Source organism: Chitinophaga sp. GbtcB8 (assembly GCF_019091455.1).
Taxonomy (GTDB): Bacteria; Bacteroidota; Bacteroidia; order Chitinophagales; family Chitinophagaceae; genus Chitinophaga.
In genome coordinates this window covers 52,742-72,206 of record NZ_JAGXJN010000003.1, presented here as the reverse complement: position 1 = coordinate 72,206, position 19,465 = coordinate 52,742, and the positions used below count along the sequence as shown (strand labels likewise).

The following is a 19,465-nucleotide window of genomic DNA, read 5'->3' as shown; positions in this document are numbered from 1 at the left end:
TATTGTACTCATATCCTATGCTAGAAGGTAAAGACCTTATATTGGCCACCAAGCCATATGCCACTGAGATTAGAGCCAAGAGCTGGTTATACACCATCTCTACGCTGCTTTTGCTGATCCTGTCATTAACCGGCACCATTATGCTGCCTTACCTGCTGTTAAGGGTATGCAGCAGCGTGCTGGCAGGGTTGCTTATTGTACGCATGTTCGTGATCTATCATGATCATCAGCATCATACCATTTTACACAATTCCCCCCTGGCCAACGCTATTATGACCGTGTTCGGCATTTATGTGCTGGCGCCTACCAGCATCTGGAAACGTTCCCACGACTATCATCATAAACATAATTCCAAATTATTCAGCGCGGATATTGGCTCTTATCCCATTTTCACGCGTAAAAAATTTTTATCGTTGCCGCCCAAACAGCAACGGGCTTACCTGGTTATCCGCCATCCGCTTACCATTGCGCTGGGTTATTTTTCCATGTTCCTGCTGGGCATGTCCTTAAAATCATTTATTTCCAGCCCCCGCAAACACCTGGATTCTTTGCTGGCCATGGTGCTGCACGCAGCCGCTATTACCCTTACCGTTATATTCCTGGGCTGGCAGGCGGCCCTGCTGTTCATTTTTGTGCCCTTCTTTATTGCCTGCGGCATAGGCGCCTACCTCTTCTATGCACAGCATAATTTTCCCGGGGTGTCTTTTAATAGCAATGAAGACTGGTGTTACCATGATGCGGCCCTGCTTTCCTCCAGCTATATTGTAATGAATCCTGTAATGGCCTGGTTTACAGGCAATATCGGTTATCATCATATCCATCACCTGAACGCGCGGATCCCTTTTTACCGCCTGCCGGAGGTGATGGCCGCCATCCCGGCCCTGCAAACACCTAAAACCACCTCTTTCAGGATCGGGGATATTTATGCCTGCCTGCGCCTGAAGGTGTGGGATGCCGAGCGCAAGGAGATGGTAGGCCTATAAGTTGTTTGCCCGGAAAATTTTCCTTAGCTTAGGGTATACTCCAAAGGACACATGAAAAGACGTAACCTGTTAGCCATAATAGTTTTCCTGCTAACAATCTTATTTGCGTACGCTGCTGCGGTAAAGGCCCTGGCCTATGATAGATTTATTATGGACCTGGACCAGTCGCCCCTGCTTACGAACATTAACAAACCTATGCTGGCAAAAGCTATACTGGGCTTTGAATTTTTAACGGTAGTGCTGCTGCACATCACCTCTACCAAAAAATGGGGGTTGTATGCCGCTTTTTTCCAGCTGCTCATTTTCAGCGGATATTTAAGCACGCTGTACTTTTTTTACGCGCACATCTCTTATGCCTCCGATGGCATCCTGGGAAAGATCCCTTATCCCCTGCATATAGGATTTAATCTTGTTTGCACGCTGTTAGCTTTGTGCGGGGTGTTCCTGTTCAATAATATTCATAAAAGGCCCCAGCTGCGGGTGGTTTATAATGTGCACGCGCTTACACCAGCAGTTGATTATCAATAGCGCATTTCACCAGCATGGCGGAATTGCGGGCATTCAGCTTAGCCAGTAAGTTCTTGCGGTGACTGTCTACCGTAGTAGCGCTGATAAACAGCTTTTCTGCAATTTCCGGGTTGGTATATCCTTCTGCTATCAGCAGCAATATTTCCTTTTCTCTTTTGGTTAAATGCGGGTTACGCTGCCCGTTGGCTGGCTGCTCTGCCGGCTGTATGGCCTGCGCCGCCCCGGACGATAAATAGGTTTTACCGGCATGCACCAGGTGTATAGCCTGCAACAGCTCCTCCTTATCCGCATTTTTCAACAGGTAGCCGCTGGCGCCGCTGTCCATCATGCTGCTTACATATTTGCGTTCTTTAAAAGAGCTGAGGCCCAGCACCATAGTATCGGGATAGCGGGCTTTAATGGTGGCACAAAGGTCGCTGCCGCTAATGTCCGGCAGTATGCTGTCCATCAGGATCACATCTGTGCTGTGGTCCAGTAAAAATGAAAGGCAGGACTGCCCGTTGCGGGTTTGGCCTACCAGCTCAATATCTGATTCGGAACGTAACAGGGAACGCAACCCTTCCAGTACCAGTGGCTGGTCATCTACAAAATACAAGCGGATCATGGTTATTTCCAGTTTACTTTAACGGTCTTAACAATTTGGCACAGTTAACAGGTGCTAAGACGGGAATACAGGTTTAGATTAACTCTAGTAATATAGTGAAAACAGGGCTAATTTTCAGCAATTCTCTTAGTACTTGAAAAGATTAGCAGGGTGTTATGACAATAACAGGCAGCGGTCCCAGGCAGGCGCGGTTTGGGTGTCTACTGCTGCAATCAGCGCCAGCCCTACCCCGGTAATACCTTCCAGCAGGTTATAACTGTTCTGATAATCAGGATGTGCAAAGAATTTATACCCGGCCAGTCCATCCTGCCAGGTGTTCATTTCCAGTGTAGCCTGCAGCCATTTATCAGCGCCCTGCAGTAATAGCGCATCCCGGTTATCCAGCGCCATGCGCCGGTAAATATGGGCTATGCCGGCACTGCCGTGGCACAAACAGGCGTCGTGCACACTGCCATTTTTAAGGGTGCGCTGGTGTATGCTATGTTCAAAAATTGTGTATGCCGCCTGCTGGTAAACGGGCTGGCCTATACGTTTTCCGGTGTTCCATAAAGCAGCAGCAATGCTCAGGTCACCATAACACCAGCCCAGGCGGCTTTGCCCGCCGTTAATAGCTTCATTGGCCTCGCCTACCAGTGGCGGGTAAATGGAGCTAAGGCCTTCTGCCGGCGGGTTCTGAATGGCCAGCAGCCATTGCAGGCTGCCTTCTATCAGGCGGCGGGTGCTTTCCACTTCAATACCTTTTTCGTAGATCATGCCCAGGATAGTGATAATAGCCGGCATGCCATGCGCCAGGCCCAGGTTAAAGCAGCTTTGCCCGCGCACCTGCTCTTCCCTGCTGGTAAGGGAAAAACGGTCTTTCCAGCGTATGCCTTGCGCATCTGATACCGCGCTTTTTTCCAGCTGCTGTACCACCCCGCTTAAATATTTTACTGCCGTGGGATGCGGCAGGCGTTCTAAAAAGTAAATGGCTGTACCTAAGCCCTGGTGCAGAAAATCGTAGTTGTTATCGCGCAGGTCCTCATCCATAAAGTTGCCCAGGATCTCGTCGGCTTCTTCAAAAATATCCTGCATCCCATCCCCTTCCGCAAACCCCGCGTTGATGAGGTGCTGAATACTCCAGGTTATGCCGGAAATGCCGCTGCAATGGGAAAGCATCATTTGCTGCTCAGACAGGGCCTGTATGCTTTTCAGCATTACCGTATGCACCTGTTTCAGGTATTTCTTTTTACCGGTGAGATAGTAGTAGTAGGCGTAGAATAATGCGCAGCCGGTGTAACCGCTCAATAAACCGGGTGTTCCTTCCTGTTGAATAAAGTCGTCCAATATGGGACTGATCTGTTGTAATACCTTACCGGCCTGCTTTATATGGTTGTTCATGGTCTCAGATAGTGAACGGCCCGTCGTGATGGCGGACCGTTACCAATTTACTTAAAATAAGCTTTATAGCAGTAGCCTGCTTACCCGTTCAACGTAAAACAGCAGCAGGCTACCGGCTAATGAACCGTTCCTAGAAACGGCAGGAATCTTCGCTGCAGATCTCTGCACCCTGGCTAATATTATCCGTGCAGATCCTCAGGCTGCATAATACGCTGCAGGTGCCTGCGGTAAGGGCCATACCGCCCTTTACCAGCTCCTGTTTGGATTTGCTTAAGCTGGCAATTTTAATTTTGCCCAGGCTCAGTTTTTTTTCTGCTATTTTTTTCATGGTGGATTGTTTAAATGGTCTATAGTCCATGGTCCATAGTCCATGGTGTTTCTTCCCGGTGAAGGTTTGCGTAAAACAGACCACGGTGTTTTTCAATGTGAAAGAGTTGCACTATAAGGTATCAGATGGCGCATAAAACACGGCTATTTCCGTGAATGTGAAAGTGCGATCAATCATCCGTGGACTGTGCTTGCGGGTTAATACCGGCAAATGTCCTGGCTGCAAATTCCAGGGCCCTGGCTAATGCAGCTGAGCGGGTAGGAAACGCATTGCGCGCTTTTACCTTGTCCGCCGCCTTTCAGCACTTCCTGTTTGGCATTGCTTAAGGTGGCGATCTTAATTTTTCCCAGGCTTAGTTTTTTTGTTGTTTGCTTTCTCATTTGACTGCAGGTTTACGATTGGTGTATGCCATTTAAAAAGGCCCGCCACGTTCCGGGCGGACCTTTTTTATACAGGCAACACGTTAGAAAATACAGGAATCATCGCTGCAAATGGGCGCACCCTGGCTAATGCAGCTGATCTTAATGGAGGATGTTGTAGCCACACCACCTTTAACTGCTTCCTGCCTGGCTTTACTAAGGCTGGCAATCTTGATCTTTGCAAGACCCAGCTTTTTTGAAGGTTTACGTTTCATTGTTAAAATGATTTTAGATTCAACACTTCTTTGTTTACGTTCCAACAACATTATTGCTCCGGTGGCGGAGGCGTGATACAGGGCCGGGTAGGGCACAGTACACTGCAGGTGTTCATAAAAGTGACCAGCATGGCTTCGCCACCTTTGATCATTTCTTGTCTGGAGCGGCTCAGGCTGGCAATTTTTATCTTGCCCAGGTGCAGCTTTTTTAAAGGTTGTTTTTTCATGGTAACATCCTGTTTTGAAGGTTAATTTTCCCTTTCAGGGGGCGGGGGGCATTTATAAAGGCTGCAGCCAGTATAAGTAGGACGGAAGGCAGCGCCACCTTTACGGTTAGCCTGTTCTGACTGGCTTAATTTGGCAATTTTAATTTTGCCCAATGTCAATTTTTTCTCCATGCTTTTTTTCATGAGACTTACAGTTTAACGTTATAAAATGAAAAATGAATCCGGTAATTGTTAAGCGCACAAAACCGTGTTACAGGCTACAAAGTCGCTGAAGCAAACCGTATCACCCGGCGTGGTGCAAACCTGCACAGTGCGGATGTATGCTTCTTTAGGACCCGTGGTAACGGTTTTGCTGAAAGATGAAATTTTAATTTTCTGCAGGAGCAGTTTCTTTGAGGGTGACGGCTTCATAGTAGCAAGATTTAGGTGGCAGTGGAATTACAGTGTATCTAAAAGTAAAGAAAAATAAAAGGCAGCCGCCCCCTGTAAAAAGGGGATTTTTGTAAATTATCCTGCCTTTTTCGAGGTAGATAAGTTAAAAATATCCCTGTTTAAGGGGATATCCGGCTTTATGCAAATGCGCTAATTTTCATTTTTTAACGATCTGCGTCATGATAGCTGCTAAAGATTTTTACCTGATCAGAACCCCCTTGTTACCCCTGCAATTCCTGGATCAGTTTAATGATATTCCCCTGTCTGCATTAAACGACCGGGTGAAAGAGATCTTTACACAACCTTATTTGCTGGAAGCCATTTACATTGCTTCCCCGGAACTATGCCAGGAGCTGCAAAAGTGGCAACAGGGCCTCATTACAGGCGAAAAGGAAGTGAACAAGCTGGTAGCAGCGCTGTTCCGTTATATTCTGCGTATGTGCACGCGCAGCACGCCCTATGGCTTATTTGCCGGTTGTGCAACCGGGCAGGTAGCGGCTGCTACCCGCGTGGAGCTGGCGCCTATGGAGCAGCATAAAAAACACTGCCGGCTGGATATGAACTATGTGGCAGAACTGGCCGCCATGATCACACAGCTGCCGGAGATACAACAACAGCTGACCTATGTGCCGAATAATTCATTATACCAGATCGGTAACGCTTACCGCTATGCCTCCTTTACGGTAAAAAATAAGTTCCGGCATTATGATCTTACCTCCGTGAACTGTACGGATTACCTGGATGCTATTTTAGAAACAGCAAAACAGGGCGCTACCATTGCGCAATTATGTGAAAGTATTGTGAGCGATGATATTACGATGGGTGAAGCACGTGAGTTCATCCAGGAGCTCATAGACAGCCAGATCCTGGTAAGTGAGCTGGAGCCCACCGTTACCGGCGAAGAATTTTTTAACCACCTCATTCACAAACTGGCCACCCTGCAAAATACGGATGCTATTACCGCAGCGCTGCAAAACATCCGCCAGCTATTACAGGCTCCCGGCGCCAGCATTGATAAATACCTGCAAACACATGCGCTGGTAAAACAGCTGCTGCCGGACACCAATAGTAAAGACCTGGTACAAACAGACCTGTTCCTGGCTACACAGCATAATACGCTTAGCCATACGGTTATTAATGATATTCAACAGGAAATTATTCCCCTCTGGAAGCTAAGCCGCCGTAATAATAATCCTGACCTGCAACAATTTGCCCAGGCTTTCCGGGAACGTTACGAGGAACAGGAAATACCGCTGAACATTGCGCTGGATGCAGAAGCCGGCATTGGATACGCCGGCCATACCGGCGGGCAGGCGGATCATACACCGCTGGTAGATGATATTTTTGTAAATCAAAAAACCACGGGCAGCAATTCCATTTCCTGGGGTAAGCTGCAGGACTTCCAGCTAAAACAGCTGCATGAATGCCTGCGCAACCACCAAACGGAAATTGTATTAACGGATAAAGACCTGGATGAGCTGAAAGAAACCGATACGCCGGACCTGCCGTACAGTATGTACCTGATGGGCAGCCTGCTGGGCAAAAGCGCTGCGGATATAGATGCCGGTGATTACCTGTTTGAGCTAAGCACCTGCAACGGCCCTTCTGCCGCCAATTTGCTGGGCCGTTTCTGCCATGGCGACACCTTGCTTACCGACCAGGTAAAGAACTGTTTACAGGAAGAAGCTGCCCAGCACCCGGATTATATTTATGCAGAAGTAATACACTTGCCGGAAGCCAGGGCAGGCAACATTCTACTGCGCCCCCAGCTGCGTGAGTATGAAATTGTGTACCTGGGTAATGGCAGCGTGCCTGAAGACCACCAGCTACCGCTCGCTGACCTGATGGTAAGCGTGCAGAATAATACCATTGTGCTGCGCTCCCAAAAGCTGAACAAGCGGGTGATACCGCGTTTGAGCACGGCCCATAACTACCGCGCAGGCGGTTTGCCCGCGTATAAATTCCTGTGCGACCTGCAGTTCCAGCAGCTGCACTCCGGCCTTTACTGGGGCTGGGAGCACCTGGGCCAGGAGCCCTTTTTACCCCGGGTACGTTATGGAAAGATCATCCTGAGCAAATGCACCTGGCAATTGCATAAAAAAGATTACCCGGAGCTAACGGATAAAAATATAAAACCGGATTATACAGCGCTGTTTGGTAAAATACGCACGCAGTGGAACCTGCCGCGCTTTTTAGTGATCGCGGAAGGCGATAATGAATTGTTCATAGACCTGGACAATGCCGCCTGCCTGCAGCTGCTGGCCACTACGCTCATTAAAAAAGAGCGGGTGAAGCTGCAGGAATTTTTAAACACCGCAGACCTGGGCTGGGTAACCAGCGCAGAGGGCACCTACACCAACGAGGTGATCATACCCATGCACCGCGCAGCTGCCAAAGCCACGCCGGTAAATATCTCCACCGCCACGGAGGCCAGGCAGCCGGCCTTGCCTGCACGCCGTTTTATTACCGGCAGTGAATGGCTATACGTAAAAATATATTGTGGCACCAGCAGCGCAGAACGCATTTTAAAAACCGTGATCAAACCCTTAACGGAGCAGCTGGTAGCAGCCGGCGCCATTGATCAATGGTTCTTTTTACGGTATAGCGATCCGGAACATCATATCCGCATCCGCTTTCACCATGCCACGGATAAGGATTTCTGGAAAACGGTGCTGGAAAAATTATTTACTGCGCTTCAACCGGATCTGGACAGCGGCGCTGTTCATAAACTGCAAACCGATACCTACGAACGGGAAATTGAACGCTACGGCGGGGCAACGATGGAGCTTAGTGAAGCGCTTTTTTACTACGACAGCCAGGCCGTTATTGATTGTATAGACCTGCTGGAAGGTGAGGAAGGCGAAAGCTACCGCTGGCTGCTGGCGGCCCGCGGTATTGATATGCTGCTGCAGGATGCGGGTTATGACCTGCCGGCCAAAGCCGCCCTGCTAAAGCGTATGCAGCAAAGCTTTTTCCAGGAGTTTGGCGGCGACAAAGCCCTGCAAACCCAGCTGAATGATAAACACCGGGAGCATATGCGCCAGCTGGGCAGCTTTTTACAGCCGCAGCAGGATGCGGAAAATGCCATTGAAGAAGTGATCGCTATTTTTACCCTGCGATCCATGCGCAATACTGCTGCTTTGCAAAAGTCGGCACAACCGGTACACGAACAGCTTTCCAGCTATATACATATGTTCCTGAACCGTATGCTGCTCTCCAACCAGCGCAAACATGAGCTGGTGATCTACCATTTTATGAGCCGCTATTATGAATCACAGCTTGCCATTCAAAAAAAGAAACAGCAACAGCCATTACCCAGCAAACATGGACTTTCCAATTTATAGACAGTTAGCACAAATGGATTGCGGCCCTACCTGTTTACGGATGGTGGCCCGGCACTACGGTAAAACCTATACGCCGGAAAGCCTGCGGCAGTTTGTTACCATTGACCATGACGGCACCTCCCTGCTGCATTTGCGGCAGGCAGCCGAGCAAATGGGGTTTAATACCCTGGCAGCTTCTGTTACTTTTGAGCAGCTGGACCAGGAAACGCCCCTGCCCTGCATTATACTCTGGAACCGCAACCATTTTGTGGTAATACCCCCGCAGGACTATAACAGCGGGCAGCCAGGCAGCCAGATACTAATGGCCGACCCGGAAAAAGGGCTGATAGAAGTGGACAAAGCCACCTTTCTGAAAGGCTGGATCGAGGACCATGACCAGGGCGTGGTGCTGATGCTGGAACCCGGCCAGGCTTTTTAACCCCAGATCACTCCCCTTAAGAATAAAACGGGCCGCGCGGAAATATTGCATAATTTAGTGAGTACGGAAGCGTTTATACCATTAGTTAGATTATCAGTTATTCAATCCACTCACACATGAAAAGGATTTTAGTATTGGCCGCGCTCATTTTTCCATTGATCGTCAGCGCACAGGTGAAGCTGGCGGAAGCCGTGGCCGAAGATTTTTCTACCAAAGCAGCAGAGAAGTTCCAGCAGAAGAATGATCCCCTCCTGGTATTTGTAGCCGACCAGATGTCGCGCAGCGGCGCCGGCGGCCTGGAAATAGATAAAACCATGGTGGAGCTGAAAAAGGACCCTGCGGCCCTGGATGCAGCCCTGAAATACGTGTACCAGTTCAGTGATTGTAACCGGCAGCAGCTGATTGCCAACCTGCGCGCCATGAACCTGCAAACTAACAACGTGTTCCCCCTGGCTACCTATACGGTAAATAAATTTAAAGGGGAGGCCAAAGCCCTTACAGAAGAAAAAGCAACCCTGATAAAATCCGGTGAATTTGCCACAGTAGCTCCCGGCACACCGCCGGCAGCACCTGCCCAGCCACAACCGGCTACCTCCACTGCCCCCACCGGGCAGCCGGTAACACCGGGCAGCAGCGCCCAGGAAACCGCGCCTGCTAGCGCTACAGCGCCTGCTGCCACACCCGCTGCTCCAGCTGCGCCGGCAGCAGATCCGTATGACTGGGATGTGCGCAACATTTTTCCCTTAACCACCCCGGACCAGCTGGCGGAAAAATATGGTAAGGAAAATGTAGCAGCCCGTCCTGCGCAGGACCTGGAAGGCAATGACCTGGGCACCGGTTACTATGTGTTCCCGGACACGGATAATGAAATGGAAGTAGTATTTAAAGAAGATAAAAGCAAGCTCGTAACCTTTACCCATGAGCATTCCAAATGGAAATCGCCTTTTGGTATTAAACCCGGCGACCCGCTGGAAAAGCTGATAAAGATCAACGGCCGCGCATTCCGCATCAATGGTTTTGACTGGACCAACGGCGGTATGATCGATAGCTGGGACGGTGGCGCTATGGATAAAAAAGGCGTGACCCTGCAGCTAAAAGCTAATAATACCGGCGATCCGAAACAATATGACCAGGTTACCGGCGATAAAAAAGTAAGATCAGACCAGGCAGCGCTGAAGAAGTTAGATGTGGTGGTGGAGAAGGTTTCTTTCCAGACAGCGCCGCAGCAGTAATAGAATGTAAAATGTAAAATTTTAAATCATAAATGTAAAAGTGAAATGCCGCGATACGGGTACTGGCCCATATTCGCGGCATTTCACTTTTACATTTATCTCGTTCATAAAGTCTTTTAAATGGTCTCTATGAACCTCCTTCGTCGGTTTGAAATTTTACATTTATGATTTTACATTCTTTTATTTCCCCCAGGTTTTATTAGGTACCGGCCCCATTTCCAATACCAGCTGGCCGCCGTTCATCAGCTGATCGTGCGTAAACCAGGGCGTGTTCAGCGCCTTGCCGTTCATAGTAGCATGCTGAATATATTTATTGGTAACAGAACAGTTCTTTGCAGTGAGCGTAAACTTTTTGCCATTGGGCAGGTCAATGGTTACTTTGCTGAACACCGGGCTGCCTATAGTATACAGCGGTAAGCCGGGCGTAAGCGGGTAAAAGCCCATAGAAGAAAATACCACAAAGGCCATCATGCCGCCACCGTCTTCATCGCCGGGCACACCAAATATGTTATCCTTAAACCACACATCCAGCAGTAAGCGTATATGCTTCTGCGTTTTCCAGGGTGCATCCGTAAAGTTGTACAGGTAAGGAATGTGAAAGCTGGGCTCATTACCCATAGAGTACTGGCCCACCAAACCGGTAGCATCGGGAAACTTGGCCCAGAAGGCATATTTGGAACGGTCCAGCCCTTCGCGGAAAAGCTGGTCCAGCCGGTCTTCAAAAGGTTTTTTGCCGCCCATTAAATCCACCAGGCCCGGTACATCCTGCTGCACCTGCCACATATAGGTCCAGCCGTTATTTTCATCATAATAATCACGGCCACCCATGCCGCCGTCAAACTTAGGATCTATATTGATCCAGTTCCCCTTTTCATCTTTAGGTAAAAAGAACTGCCGCTCATTGTTCCAGAGGTTCTTATAGTTCATGCCTCTTTTGGAGAACTGCGTATAGTCATCCTGTTTATCCAGGTCTTTAGCCAGCTGGCTCAAAGCCCAGTCGTCATAGCTATGTCCCAGTGTAATGGCTACTGCCTGCCGCTTTTCAAAGTTATGCGCTTTAGGTTCTGTTTCCTTTTCACCTTCATGCAGGGCCGGGAAGTAACCATGCTCATGATAAAAGTCATCCAGCCGTGTTTTATCACCATTTTCCCAGGGCAGCATAGTGGCGCTGGTAGCGTTCTTACGCATACCTTCATACGCCTTTTGCACATCAAAATTTCGCAGCCCTTTGCGGTAAGCATCTAAAAATATGATGGAAGAATGGAACCCGTTCATACAGGCATTGTCGCCAAACAAGAGCGGGAAGGTTGGCATCCAGCCGCTTTGCTCATACATGCGTACGTAAGACTGCAACATATCTTCCTCCACCTTAGGGTTAATGATCATACGCAGGGGGTGCAGGGCCAGGTAAGTATCCCATGACCAGTCATCCACGTAAAAAGCACGCGGATCCTTATTCACCTGCTTATTATAACCGCTGTAGTACTGGCCATCTTCAGTAATATTCACCATTCTTTCATAACAGCGGTACAATGCGGTGTAGAAGGAGCGTTTTTGCGCAGTGGTGCCACCTTCTACCTTTATCTGGCCCATGGCTGCTGCCCATAGCTTTTTACCGTTGGCAGCTACTGCATCAAAGGCCGGCTGGCTGATCTCTTCTTCATAATTCTTTTTAGCCTGCGCTGCGCTTACATAACTAATGGCGTATTTAAATTCAACGGTTTTGGTGGCAGCCGGGAAGCTGATCACGGATCTTACATGCCGCCCGCTGTTCTCTGTGCCGGCCTGCAGCTGCCCATTATCCCATATGCTGGTGGCGCCGCCGGTGCTGAACCGGCCATAGAGGTATACCTCAATATCATCATGGTAGGTTTCTATACCTGTTAGCTCCTTATCAGATAAAAATTTATACTCGGATGGGCCATCGTTATACACGCCCAGTAAAAGCGCTTTATCGCCGGCAGCCGGGAAGGTAAACCGGTAAATGCCGGTTTTGGCGCCGGGCGTAAACTCCACCTTCACCTCATCATCCACCAGCCAGGTGCTATAGTACCAGGGCCGGGTAATTTCCTGGTCGTAGGTAAGCCTGGCGCGCCAGCTTTCTTTGGTAACCGGTTTCACCACCGGCTTCAGGGAAAATACTTCTCCCATGCGGTGGGAAACAATATTCAGCGGAAAGCCGGAAAGCTGGTCATCCAGGAAATCTTTCCGGTCAGGCGCCATGCGTATCATCTGGTTGGGCAGCTGCACCGTAGGGCGGGTGGGTTCCAGCAGCTGGCCCACATTCCCAATGGTAGGATCTACATAATCAAGATTGCTGCCGTTTAACGGTGTTTGCTGCGCATGGATGGCAGTATACAGGCACACCTGTGCCCCTAATAGAAATACCAGTTGCTTCATGTTCATGGAAAACAAGTCATTTAACTAAAAACTGGGTGCAAGAAACATTTATAGCACTAACAGCGCCCTTAACAGCTGCACTAACCGGAAAATTATTTTTCATTACCGGGTAAAAATACGCACAAACCTTGTTGGCAGGTATATAAAATGTTAATCCTGTGAGGAAGATCCGGCCTTGCTTAGCTCATTACATAAATTATAGAAGTGCTTCACTACATCTACCGTTTGTGTATAGGAAATAGGTTTTATTACATAGGAATGCGCGCCTAAAGCCAGGCACTCATCCCGCTCAATAGGATTCAGGGAGGTGGAAAAAATAATAACGGGAATATCGGCAAAGGTCCCATTTCCCTTTAAGAAACGCAGGGTTTGCGTACCGTTCATTTTAGGCATGTTCAGGTCCAGGATAATAAGGGAGGGTAACAGGGGTGTGCATTGCTGCAGGTATTTCACTGCTTCTTCCCCGTTCTCTTCAAAATGGATCACAGCTCCGTATCCAAGATCTTCAAAGGTATCTTTGATGATCTGGCGGTCTTCCGCATCGTCATCCACCATCATAATTTTAGGAAATCCTTTTTCCATAGATAATACTATCAGTTATTCGCAGTTATTGGTTGAGTGGTAAGGTGATCCTGAAGGTGGCGCCCTCATTTACTTTGCCGGAGGCGGTGATAGCGCCGTTATGCAAAGCAACGATCTTCCTGCAAATGGCTAAGCCCAAACCAGTGCCCTTATATTTATCCCCGGTATGCAGCCGTTGAAAAAGCGTGAACATTTTGGGCAGATACTTTTCATCAAATCCTATTCCATTATCCTTAATAAAGATCTCCAGGTAATGGGTGTTTAACCGGTTGGTAACCTGGATCTGCGGCCGCTGATCATTCTTGCAATATTTCAGGGAGTTGTTGATAATATTGCCAAACAGCTGGCGGATCATACTTTCATCGGCATCAATAGAGGGCAGGGCGGTGATCTCAATATTGGCCTCCTTTTCCCGGATCATGATCTCCAGGTCCTGCAGGGTATCCTGTATTACGTGGTTCAGGTTAATGTGCCGGTATTCCACCTGTTTCTTTTCTACCTGGGAAAAAGCCAGCAGGTCATGGATCAGGTTACGCATACGGTGCGAGGCGGATAACATGCCCTTCAGGTAGTCTTTACCTTTATCATCTATTCTATCAGCGTATTTATTCAGGAAGTAATCACTGTAAAAGCTGATCTTCCGGATGGGCTCCTGCAGATCGTGGGAGGCTACAAAGGCAAACTGCTGCAGCTCCTGGTTGCTGCGGTTCAGCTCAGAAATATTGTCTTCCAGCAAGGTTTGGTTTTCCTTTAACTGGGTTTGTGCCTGTTGCAGCTCCTTATTATTTTCCAGGGTTTGCTCCACCACCTTTTGTGCATGAATATCCACCAGGTAACCGATCCAGTATAAGAGCTGTCCTTTATCATCCTTCAGGGGCGATAAAGCGGCCAGGTGCCAGTAGTATTCCTTTTCATTCACATGCCGCAGGCGGCACTGGGCTTTAATGGCGGAGGCGCCGGCGGTGATCCTGTGCGTTAATAACAGGCTAAAGGCATCATAGTCGGCCGGGTGCACCACTTCTTTCCATTTGGTTTGGTTCAGCTGTGCAATGGTTTGCCCGGTAAAGTTATACAGCCATTCATTGGCATAGATCAGCTCACCCTGCAGGTTCAATGAAAAAATAATGATAGGTAAAGTATCGGTCAGTGTTTTATACTGGCTTTCATTTTCCTGCAATTTTTGCGACAGGTCCTGCAGCAGCTCGTTCTTCCGCTTTAGCTCTTCATAAGGGGAAATAGGCGGCTCGTTACGGAACATATTCCGCCAGTCGTCTATCTTCCGGTGGTCTATTTTTTCTGCGGCCGGTAAGGCATAATAAAGCTCTACGGATGTTTCATCACCGGTGGTGGTAATGCTATATTTATTCACCAGGCGCTTGGCATATTCCAGTCCCTGGTTGGTTTGTACATTATGTGCTTCATCTGTAACACGGGCAACAATATACTGTTCCCGTTTCTGGCCGGATACGCTTAGGACCAGGTAACCGTTCTGCCCATGCTCTATAGCATTCCTGGACACTTCAGATACCGCGGTGGCAAAAGTGGTTTGAGCGGAAAGGGAAAGGCCCGCCAGCTCTGCCAGCTTCATGGACCGCTTGTGCGCCAGGATCAGATCCATCTCATTACTAAGCGTAACTTTTACCAGGTCCAGCATCATTTATACATTTATTTTACAAGCAGCAATAGACATATCATCATTATTACGCGCAAAATCTTTCAGCAGGGCAGCCGCCATCACCGTTAGATCATAGCGGAACAAATTCGGGTAGCGTAGCAGGTCCCAGCGCGACTTAATACCATCGCTGCACATGATCAGGTGCTGTCCTTTCTCATATGCTACTTCCTGGTCCTTCATGGTATTGGGAATATTTAACCCGATGATACCATTGTATGCTACATAACTTTTTGAGAAGGTAACACCCTGTAGCTTGGTGAGAATGTTGCCAATACCGCAGATGGACCATTTCTTTTCCTTCCGGTCAAATACAACTACCGTACCTACCAGCCCCCTTGTTTTTTTTACTTCCCGGTGTATGAAACGCAGGTTTTCCAGCGGGCTGTGATCCGGACAGATCCTGAATGCATCAATGGCGGCCTGCACAGCTTTCTGTGCATCCGGCCCATGGCCTAACCCATCACCCAGGAACAGCTTAATATATTCTTTAGTCTCTTTATAATGAAATCCGTCTCCGCATGCAGTTTCACCCGGTTTGGGCACGATCAGGGAGCGGATCTCAATATTTTCAGGCCTGGCAAGAGCCGGTAATGCTTTATTGAAAATAGCACAGTGCAAGATGGTGCCCCATCCTTTTAAAGAATAGATCTGGAATTTGTTGGTCAGGCGTTTTATAGAGCCCAGGCCATGCCCTAATGTGTTGGATGTAGAATGGCCGTCCAGCATCATCTTCGGAACATCCGCCATGCCGGGGCCGCTGTCAATGGAGATCAGCTCAATACCCTGCTGATGATCTTCCTCCACCAGTTTTACCAGCAGCTCTCCATCAGTGGCATATTTGGCAAGGTTAGAAACAATCTCTGCCACCACAATATCTATCTCTCCTAATTTTTTTGCTGTAAACCCCACGCCGGCAGCCAGGGCATGTATCTCTTTTTTTAGTATCGCAAAGTAGCTCCTATCAGTTGCCTTAAAGCGAAGATGAACTGCATTAACCATTTTTCCATTTAGTAATGGTAACCGTAGTACCCTTGCCTACAGCACTCTTAATATCAAATTCACTGACCAGGCGTTTAGCGCCGGGCAGGCCCAATCCTAAACTCCGGCCAGTGGAATAACCGTCTTTCATGGCCAGCTCCACATCTTTTATACCAGGTCCTTTATCTATAAAAGATAAACGGATGCCGTTCTCCCTTCCTTTGCTTACTACTTCTATCACGGTGTTGCCGCCATTGCTGTATTTAAGCATATTACGTACCAACTCTGAAGCGGCAGTTATCAGCTTCGTCTGGTTCACCAGGCTCATGCCGATCTTAACGGCATATTCTTTTACCCGGTTACGGAACGGCACTACATCCTGTTCCCTCTGGATGATCATCGAATCTTTAGTCAGCACTACTATCATCGTGTTCTTCCTCCTCTGTGGTGTCTTCTAAAGAACCGATTTTCTTGTGTAACAATTCCATTCCCTTTACTACGTTCAATGCCGTGCTTACACCTCTCAGCTCCAGCCCCAGCTCTACCAGGGTAATGGCCACTGCAGGCTGCATGCCCACCACTACAGTTTCAGCATCCATGATCTTGCTCATATTACCAATGTTACCAATAATGCGTCCCATAAATGAGTCCACTATAGATAGCGCTGATATATCGATCAACACGCCCCTTGCTCCGGTTTTGCTTACCATCTGCACCAGGTCACTTTCTAAATTCAGAGCCAAACGGTCATACAAATCCACCTGAATAGTCACAAGCAGGAATTTGCCCATTTGAAGAACCGGTATCCTATCCATATTCAATTACTAGCTGTTTTTTACTGATGATTTCCTTACTTCTAATTGCAGCACTGCAAAAGCATATTTTAAGGCGCTGGCCAAAGTTGCTTTGGTGATAATAGTGGAGAGATCAATACCCAGGTGCACCACGGTTTGTGCAATTTCAGGGCGAATGCCGCTGATAATACACTCCGCTCCCATTAGACGCGTAGCGCTGATGGTTTTTAAAAGGTGCTGTGCTACCAGGGAATCTACTGCCGGCACACCGGATATATCCAGGATGGCAATGCTGCTGCCGGTTACTACAATTTCCTGCAGCAGGCTTTCCATTACTACCTGCGTACGGGCGCTGTCCAGGGTGCCAATAATAGGCAGGGCCAAAATGCCGTCCCACAGGCGTATCACCGGGGTAGAGATATCTGTGATCTCATCTGTCTGGCGCAGGATCACCTCTTCCCTTCCTTTAATAAAAGTTTCAAAAGTGGTTACGCTAAAACTATCGATCAGCTTGTTCAGCTTAAGTATAAGGGATGTCAGCTGTGCCGGGTCGCTCTTCAACTCTTCCTGTAAGATCTGTAACAAAGCCTCTTTCAGACTGAAGATGTAGGCACCGGTTTCCCGTGGTGAAAAACCCTGACGGGCCCTGGAAATAGAGATACCGGATAATATTTCTATTACATTCTCAAAGTCTGTGGATTGGGCATCCGACAGGTTGTTATCATTCAATGATCTAACCAGGGCGTCCAGCAGCTCATCCGATTCTGTACGGAGCTCTTCATTGCTCATCAGATCTTCACGCAGGCTTTCATCTGCAAGCTGATTCTTCATCCATTGTTCCAGGATCTGTTTCTTTTTTTTCAGGAATACCTTGGAGATATCAATTTTCATGTTGTATCAATTAAAGTGCTTAATATAAATAAAGTGCGGTATACAAAAGGAACGGGGCTCTTATAACCAGAACCTAGTTTTGATGACGAACCTGCAGGCTACCTGTAATGATTTTTTGTTCAATTGCTCACGACATAGACAAACAAAGCAATTCATAGTATTAATAAATATTTGTAACACTATGAAGCCGAAAAGCATGATGTAAATTGTTGTAGAACTGACACGGAACCTTGTGCTACGTAGCAACGAATGTCAGGAAAATTTTTAGTATTTGCAAAGCGCGCTTAAAAATAAAAAGGGCTTATTTTATTGATGAGAACGGCATAAAACAAATCATGATAGTATAAAGATACTATCATGATCATTGAAACGATTGATTACCTGCAAACGCAGGAACAGCTCTTTTATTTACCGGTTACCACACTATTCAGGAACTCCTCAATATTCGTATAACCATCCTGGTCCCGGTCTGCTACCGCATCCTTCGCATCTTTCGGGTTCAGGTGATGCTGTGTTTCCCAGCTATCCGGCATGCCATCATTGTCCGCATCTTTATACGGTGTGCCTTTGTATACCGGGTAACCGCCTACCTGGTCGGGATGGGTGATGATGCCCAGCTTGTAGGAATCTGCCGGCAGGCGGCGTTTAATAAATTTACTGGCAGTGTTGGGTCCGCCGCCCGTATATAAGATCTTACCGGTCCTCACCTGCTCGGCTATACGTTTATCTACCGCATCCCTTTTAGGTAAGGTGGCGCCGGCATGTTCCGGCACATAAACATAGGCTTCCTTTGCCGTCATAATGGGAAATTTAGCGATCGGGAAAGGCTCATTTACGCGGATGGCTTTTGTAAACTCACCGGCATCCGGCATTTCCCCGATCTGTACGCCACCGGCCCAATTATCCTTAGTGACTGCCTCATTACCTTCCATAATATTACCGCCCACATAGGCCTGGCCGTAATGGTTAGCGTCTGTTCTATCACGGTTACCTTCCGGCTTTAAAATGCGGTGGCCGATGGGTTTATCCAGCGGCGTTATAGGGCCGGGTTTAAAGTAGTTGTTAATGAAATTGAATTTTGAACGATGATCGCCGCCATCTGCGCTGCGGTTCCACCAGTTAAACACTACGTTGTTCACAAAACCAAAGTCGCCATACATACCAATGGAAGGGTTGCGGCTAATGTTGCTGCACCACATGTTGCGCATAAAGGTGCTGTTTAAGCCGCCAATGGTGCTGCCAAAGGCATGGTTATATACGTCCAGGGCTTCTGAAAAAATGGAGTTCTGGATGGTAATATTTACCGTGGGCAGCTTCTCCGGTTTGGAGCCATCGCCTTTATCATATACGTGCCGGTACATGGACATATTCTCATCCAGGCCCCAGCTGGCGGATACATGGTCTATCATAATGTTGCCAACCCCATTGCCGCCCAGCGCATCATCACGGCGGGTTACTTCTGTGGCGCCACGGCGAAAGCGCATGTAACGGATCACTACATCATGCGTATCGATCCATACGGATTCACCGGCTACGCACACCCCATCGCCGGGCGCTGTTTGCCCTGCAATGGTGATGTACGGCGCACGTATACTGACAGGACTTTTCAAATGAATAATACCGGCTACATTAAATACCACTATGCGGGCGCCTCCCTGTTCGCAGGCATCACGGAATGTGCCGGGACCACTGTCTGCCAGGCTGGTAACTACGCATACCTTACCGCCACGGCCGCCAAAAGTATAAGCGCCGCCGCCTTCTGCACCGGGGAAGGCGGGGATCTTAGCCTGGGGCAGGTCTTCCGGTTTTTGCGCCCAGGGTATATAGGGTTTCCCTTTTTTTGCTTCTGCTTCAATAGTAGGCATTGCTTTGGTAAAAGCTATGTCCGATTGTTTTTTGTATTGCGCCATTACGGCATCGGCAGAATCCTCCATGGATTTGGGGATCACCGGGTACTGTGCGTATGCCGTGCAGGCTATGCCGCTCATGCAGGTTACAGTAAGTAGTTGAAATAAGAGCTTCTTCATATCAGGCATAT

General features: G+C 48.3%; 21 protein-coding genes. 5 read left to right on the top strand and 16 right to left on the bottom strand.

The annotated features are described in order from the left end of the window. Positions 1 to 17 precede the first annotated feature (17 nt). A complete protein-coding gene (locus KVT36_RS05710) occupies positions 18 to 983 on the top strand; it encodes a fatty acid desaturase (protein WP_217602541.1) in 966 nt (321 codons plus the stop codon). Between the two features lie 51 nt (positions 984 to 1,034). Beyond that, on the top strand, positions 1,035 to 1,511 hold the full coding sequence (locus KVT36_RS05705) for a MauE/DoxX family redox-associated membrane protein (RefSeq protein ID WP_217602540.1): 477 nt from the start codon (positions 1,035 to 1,037) through the stop codon (positions 1,509 to 1,511). Here the strand turns inward: KVT36_RS05705 and KVT36_RS05700 are convergent. The 8 genes from KVT36_RS05700 to KVT36_RS05665 all read right to left on the bottom strand — a co-directional run bounded on the left by KVT36_RS05700 (position 1,486) and on the right by KVT36_RS05665 (position 5,092). After that, positions 1,486 to 2,115, bottom strand: a complete 630-nt coding sequence (locus KVT36_RS05700) for a response regulator transcription factor (RefSeq protein WP_217602539.1) — start codon at positions 2,113 to 2,115, stop codon at positions 1,486 to 1,488. The two genes, KVT36_RS05705 and KVT36_RS05700, sit on opposite strands and share 26 nt — an antisense overlap. Positions 2,116 to 2,268: 153 nt before the next feature. Continuing rightward, positions 2,269 to 3,492 carry a lanthionine synthetase C family protein gene (locus tag KVT36_RS05695; RefSeq protein ID WP_217602538.1) on the bottom strand — a complete coding sequence of 408 codons (1,224 nt, stop codon included), beginning with the start codon at positions 3,490 to 3,492 and terminating at the stop codon, positions 2,269 to 2,271. A 130-nt stretch (positions 3,493 to 3,622) separates the two neighbouring features. Beyond that, complete coding sequence (locus KVT36_RS05690) at positions 3,623 to 3,820, bottom strand: class I lanthipeptide (RefSeq protein ID WP_217602537.1); 198 nt, start codon at positions 3,818 to 3,820, stop codon at positions 3,623 to 3,625. Positions 3,821 to 4,017: 197 nt separating this feature from the next. Beyond that, positions 4,018 to 4,200, bottom strand: a complete 183-nt coding sequence (locus KVT36_RS05685; RefSeq protein WP_217602536.1) for a class I lanthipeptide — start codon at positions 4,198 to 4,200, stop codon at positions 4,018 to 4,020. Between the two features lie 83 nt (positions 4,201 to 4,283). Then, on the bottom strand, positions 4,284 to 4,454 hold the full coding sequence (locus tag KVT36_RS05680) for a class I lanthipeptide (protein WP_156093027.1): 171 nt from the start codon (positions 4,452 to 4,454) through the stop codon (positions 4,284 to 4,286). Between the two features lie 50 nt (positions 4,455 to 4,504). Continuing rightward, complete coding sequence (locus tag KVT36_RS05675) at positions 4,505 to 4,681, bottom strand: class I lanthipeptide (protein WP_217602535.1); 177 nt, start codon at positions 4,679 to 4,681, stop codon at positions 4,505 to 4,507. A gap of 21 nt (positions 4,682 to 4,702) precedes the next feature. Continuing rightward, the gene (locus KVT36_RS33140; protein ID WP_368670002.1) at positions 4,703 to 4,852 is read right to left on the bottom strand and encodes a hypothetical protein; all 150 of its coding nucleotides are present in this window, start codon (positions 4,850 to 4,852) and stop codon (positions 4,703 to 4,705) included. 60 nt (positions 4,853 to 4,912) lie between these two features. Beyond that, entirely contained in the window at positions 4,913 to 5,092 is a 180-nt protein-coding gene (locus KVT36_RS05665; protein ID WP_143081116.1) for a hypothetical protein, read from the bottom strand. A 200-nt stretch (positions 5,093 to 5,292) separates the two neighbouring features. Here KVT36_RS05665 and KVT36_RS05660 point away from each other — a divergent pair, with 200 nt between their 5' ends. The 3 genes from KVT36_RS05660 to KVT36_RS05650 all read left to right on the top strand — a co-directional run bounded on the left by KVT36_RS05660 (position 5,293) and on the right by KVT36_RS05650 (position 10,107). Then, on the top strand, positions 5,293 to 8,457 hold the full coding sequence (locus tag KVT36_RS05660; RefSeq protein ID WP_217602534.1) for a lantibiotic dehydratase: 3,165 nt from the start codon (positions 5,293 to 5,295) through the stop codon (positions 8,455 to 8,457). Beyond that, positions 8,438 to 8,875, top strand: coding sequence for a cysteine peptidase family C39 domain-containing protein (locus tag KVT36_RS05655; protein WP_217602533.1), 438 nt, complete (start codon positions 8,438 to 8,440; stop codon positions 8,873 to 8,875). Before KVT36_RS05660 ends, KVT36_RS05655 begins: the two co-directional genes overlap by 20 nt. 116 nt (positions 8,876 to 8,991) lie before the next feature. Then, positions 8,992 to 10,107, top strand: coding sequence for a hypothetical protein (locus KVT36_RS05650; RefSeq protein WP_217602532.1), 1,116 nt, complete (start codon positions 8,992 to 8,994; stop codon positions 10,105 to 10,107). A 180-nt stretch (positions 10,108 to 10,287) separates the two neighbouring features. Here the strand turns inward: KVT36_RS05650 and KVT36_RS05645 are convergent, their stop codons facing one another. The 8 genes from KVT36_RS05645 to KVT36_RS05610 all read right to left on the bottom strand — a co-directional run bounded on the left by KVT36_RS05645 (position 10,288) and on the right by KVT36_RS05610 (position 19,454). Next, positions 10,288 to 12,513 carry a GH92 family glycosyl hydrolase gene (locus KVT36_RS05645; protein WP_217602531.1) on the bottom strand — a complete coding sequence of 742 codons (2,226 nt, stop codon included), beginning with the start codon at positions 12,511 to 12,513 and terminating at the stop codon, positions 10,288 to 10,290. Between the two features lie 144 nt (positions 12,514 to 12,657). Continuing rightward, on the bottom strand, positions 12,658 to 13,089 hold the full coding sequence (locus KVT36_RS05640) for a response regulator (RefSeq protein ID WP_217602530.1): 432 nt from the start codon (positions 13,087 to 13,089) through the stop codon (positions 12,658 to 12,660). Between the two features lie 25 nt (positions 13,090 to 13,114). Beyond that, entirely contained in the window at positions 13,115 to 14,746 is a 1,632-nt protein-coding gene (locus KVT36_RS05635; protein WP_254639855.1) for an ATP-binding protein, read from the bottom strand. Continuing rightward, on the bottom strand, positions 14,747 to 15,763 hold the full coding sequence (locus tag KVT36_RS05630) for an ATP-binding protein (protein WP_217602529.1): 1,017 nt from the start codon (positions 15,761 to 15,763) through the stop codon (positions 14,747 to 14,749). Further along, the gene (locus tag KVT36_RS05625) at positions 15,756 to 16,142 is read right to left on the bottom strand and encodes an anti-sigma regulatory factor (protein WP_254639854.1); all 387 of its coding nucleotides are present in this window, start codon (positions 16,140 to 16,142) and stop codon (positions 15,756 to 15,758) included. Before KVT36_RS05625 ends, KVT36_RS05630 begins: the two co-directional genes overlap by 8 nt. Positions 16,143 to 16,149: 7 nt before the next feature. Beyond that, positions 16,150 to 16,533, bottom strand: a complete 384-nt coding sequence (locus KVT36_RS05620) for an STAS domain-containing protein (RefSeq protein WP_254639869.1) — start codon at positions 16,531 to 16,533, stop codon at positions 16,150 to 16,152. Between the two features lie 33 nt (positions 16,534 to 16,566). Then, positions 16,567 to 17,427 carry an STAS domain-containing protein gene (locus tag KVT36_RS05615; RefSeq protein ID WP_217602526.1) on the bottom strand — a complete coding sequence of 287 codons (861 nt, stop codon included), beginning with the start codon at positions 17,425 to 17,427 and terminating at the stop codon, positions 16,567 to 16,569. Between the two features lie 404 nt (positions 17,428 to 17,831). Further along, positions 17,832 to 19,454: a polysaccharide lyase family 1 protein gene (locus KVT36_RS05610; protein ID WP_217602525.1), complete on the bottom strand. Its 1,623-nt coding sequence runs from the start codon at positions 19,452 to 19,454 to the stop codon at positions 17,832 to 17,834. Positions 19,455 to 19,465 lie beyond the last annotated feature (11 nt).

What these genes read in the sequence shown, in the direction of transcription:
- KVT36_RS05710 (WP_217602541.1), top strand. Translation starts at nt 18, where the DNA reads ATGCTAGAAGGTAAAGACCTTATATTGGCCACCAAGCCATATGCCACT.
- KVT36_RS05705 (WP_217602540.1), top strand. Translation starts at nt 1,035, where the DNA reads ATGAAAAGACGTAACCTGTTAGCCATAATAGTTTTCCTGCTAACAATC.
- KVT36_RS05700 (WP_217602539.1), bottom strand. Translation starts at nt 2,115, where the DNA reads ATGATCCGCTTGTATTTTGTAGATGACCAGCCACTGGTACTGGAAGGG.
- KVT36_RS05695 (WP_217602538.1), bottom strand. Translation starts at nt 3,492, where the DNA reads ATGAACAACCATATAAAGCAGGCCGGTAAGGTATTACAACAGATCAGT.
- KVT36_RS05690 (WP_217602537.1), bottom strand. Translation starts at nt 3,820, where the DNA reads ATGAAAAAAATAGCAGAAAAAAAACTGAGCCTGGGCAAAATTAAAATT.
- KVT36_RS05685 (WP_217602536.1), bottom strand. Translation starts at nt 4,200, where the DNA reads ATGAGAAAGCAAACAACAAAAAAACTAAGCCTGGGAAAAATTAAGATC.
- KVT36_RS05680 (WP_156093027.1), bottom strand. Translation starts at nt 4,454, where the DNA reads ATGAAACGTAAACCTTCAAAAAAGCTGGGTCTTGCAAAGATCAAGATT.
- KVT36_RS05675 (WP_217602535.1), bottom strand. Translation starts at nt 4,681, where the DNA reads ATGAAAAAACAACCTTTAAAAAAGCTGCACCTGGGCAAGATAAAAATT.
- KVT36_RS33140 (WP_368670002.1), bottom strand. Translation starts at nt 4,852, where the DNA reads ATGGAGAAAAAATTGACATTGGGCAAAATTAAAATTGCCAAATTAAGC.
- KVT36_RS05665 (WP_143081116.1), bottom strand. Translation starts at nt 5,092, where the DNA reads ATGAAGCCGTCACCCTCAAAGAAACTGCTCCTGCAGAAAATTAAAATT.
- KVT36_RS05660 (WP_217602534.1), top strand. Translation starts at nt 5,293, where the DNA reads ATGATAGCTGCTAAAGATTTTTACCTGATCAGAACCCCCTTGTTACCC.
- KVT36_RS05655 (WP_217602533.1), top strand. Translation starts at nt 8,438, where the DNA reads ATGGACTTTCCAATTTATAGACAGTTAGCACAAATGGATTGCGGCCCT.
- KVT36_RS05650 (WP_217602532.1), top strand. Translation starts at nt 8,992, where the DNA reads ATGAAAAGGATTTTAGTATTGGCCGCGCTCATTTTTCCATTGATCGTC.
- KVT36_RS05645 (WP_217602531.1), bottom strand. Translation starts at nt 12,513, where the DNA reads ATGAACATGAAGCAACTGGTATTTCTATTAGGGGCACAGGTGTGCCTG.
- KVT36_RS05640 (WP_217602530.1), bottom strand. Translation starts at nt 13,089, where the DNA reads ATGGAAAAAGGATTTCCTAAAATTATGATGGTGGATGACGATGCGGAA.
- KVT36_RS05635 (WP_254639855.1), bottom strand. Translation starts at nt 14,746, where the DNA reads ATGATGCTGGACCTGGTAAAAGTTACGCTTAGTAATGAGATGGATCTG.
- KVT36_RS05630 (WP_217602529.1), bottom strand. Translation starts at nt 15,763, where the DNA reads ATGGTTAATGCAGTTCATCTTCGCTTTAAGGCAACTGATAGGAGCTAC.
- KVT36_RS05625 (WP_254639854.1), bottom strand. Translation starts at nt 16,142, where the DNA reads ATGATCATCCAGAGGGAACAGGATGTAGTGCCGTTCCGTAACCGGGTA.
- KVT36_RS05620 (WP_254639869.1), bottom strand. Translation starts at nt 16,533, where the DNA reads ATGGGCAAATTCCTGCTTGTGACTATTCAGGTGGATTTGTATGACCGT.
- KVT36_RS05615 (WP_217602526.1), bottom strand. Translation starts at nt 17,427, where the DNA reads ATGAAAATTGATATCTCCAAGGTATTCCTGAAAAAAAAGAAACAGATC.
- KVT36_RS05610 (WP_217602525.1), bottom strand. Translation starts at nt 19,454, where the DNA reads ATGAAGAAGCTCTTATTTCAACTACTTACTGTAACCTGCATGAGCGGC.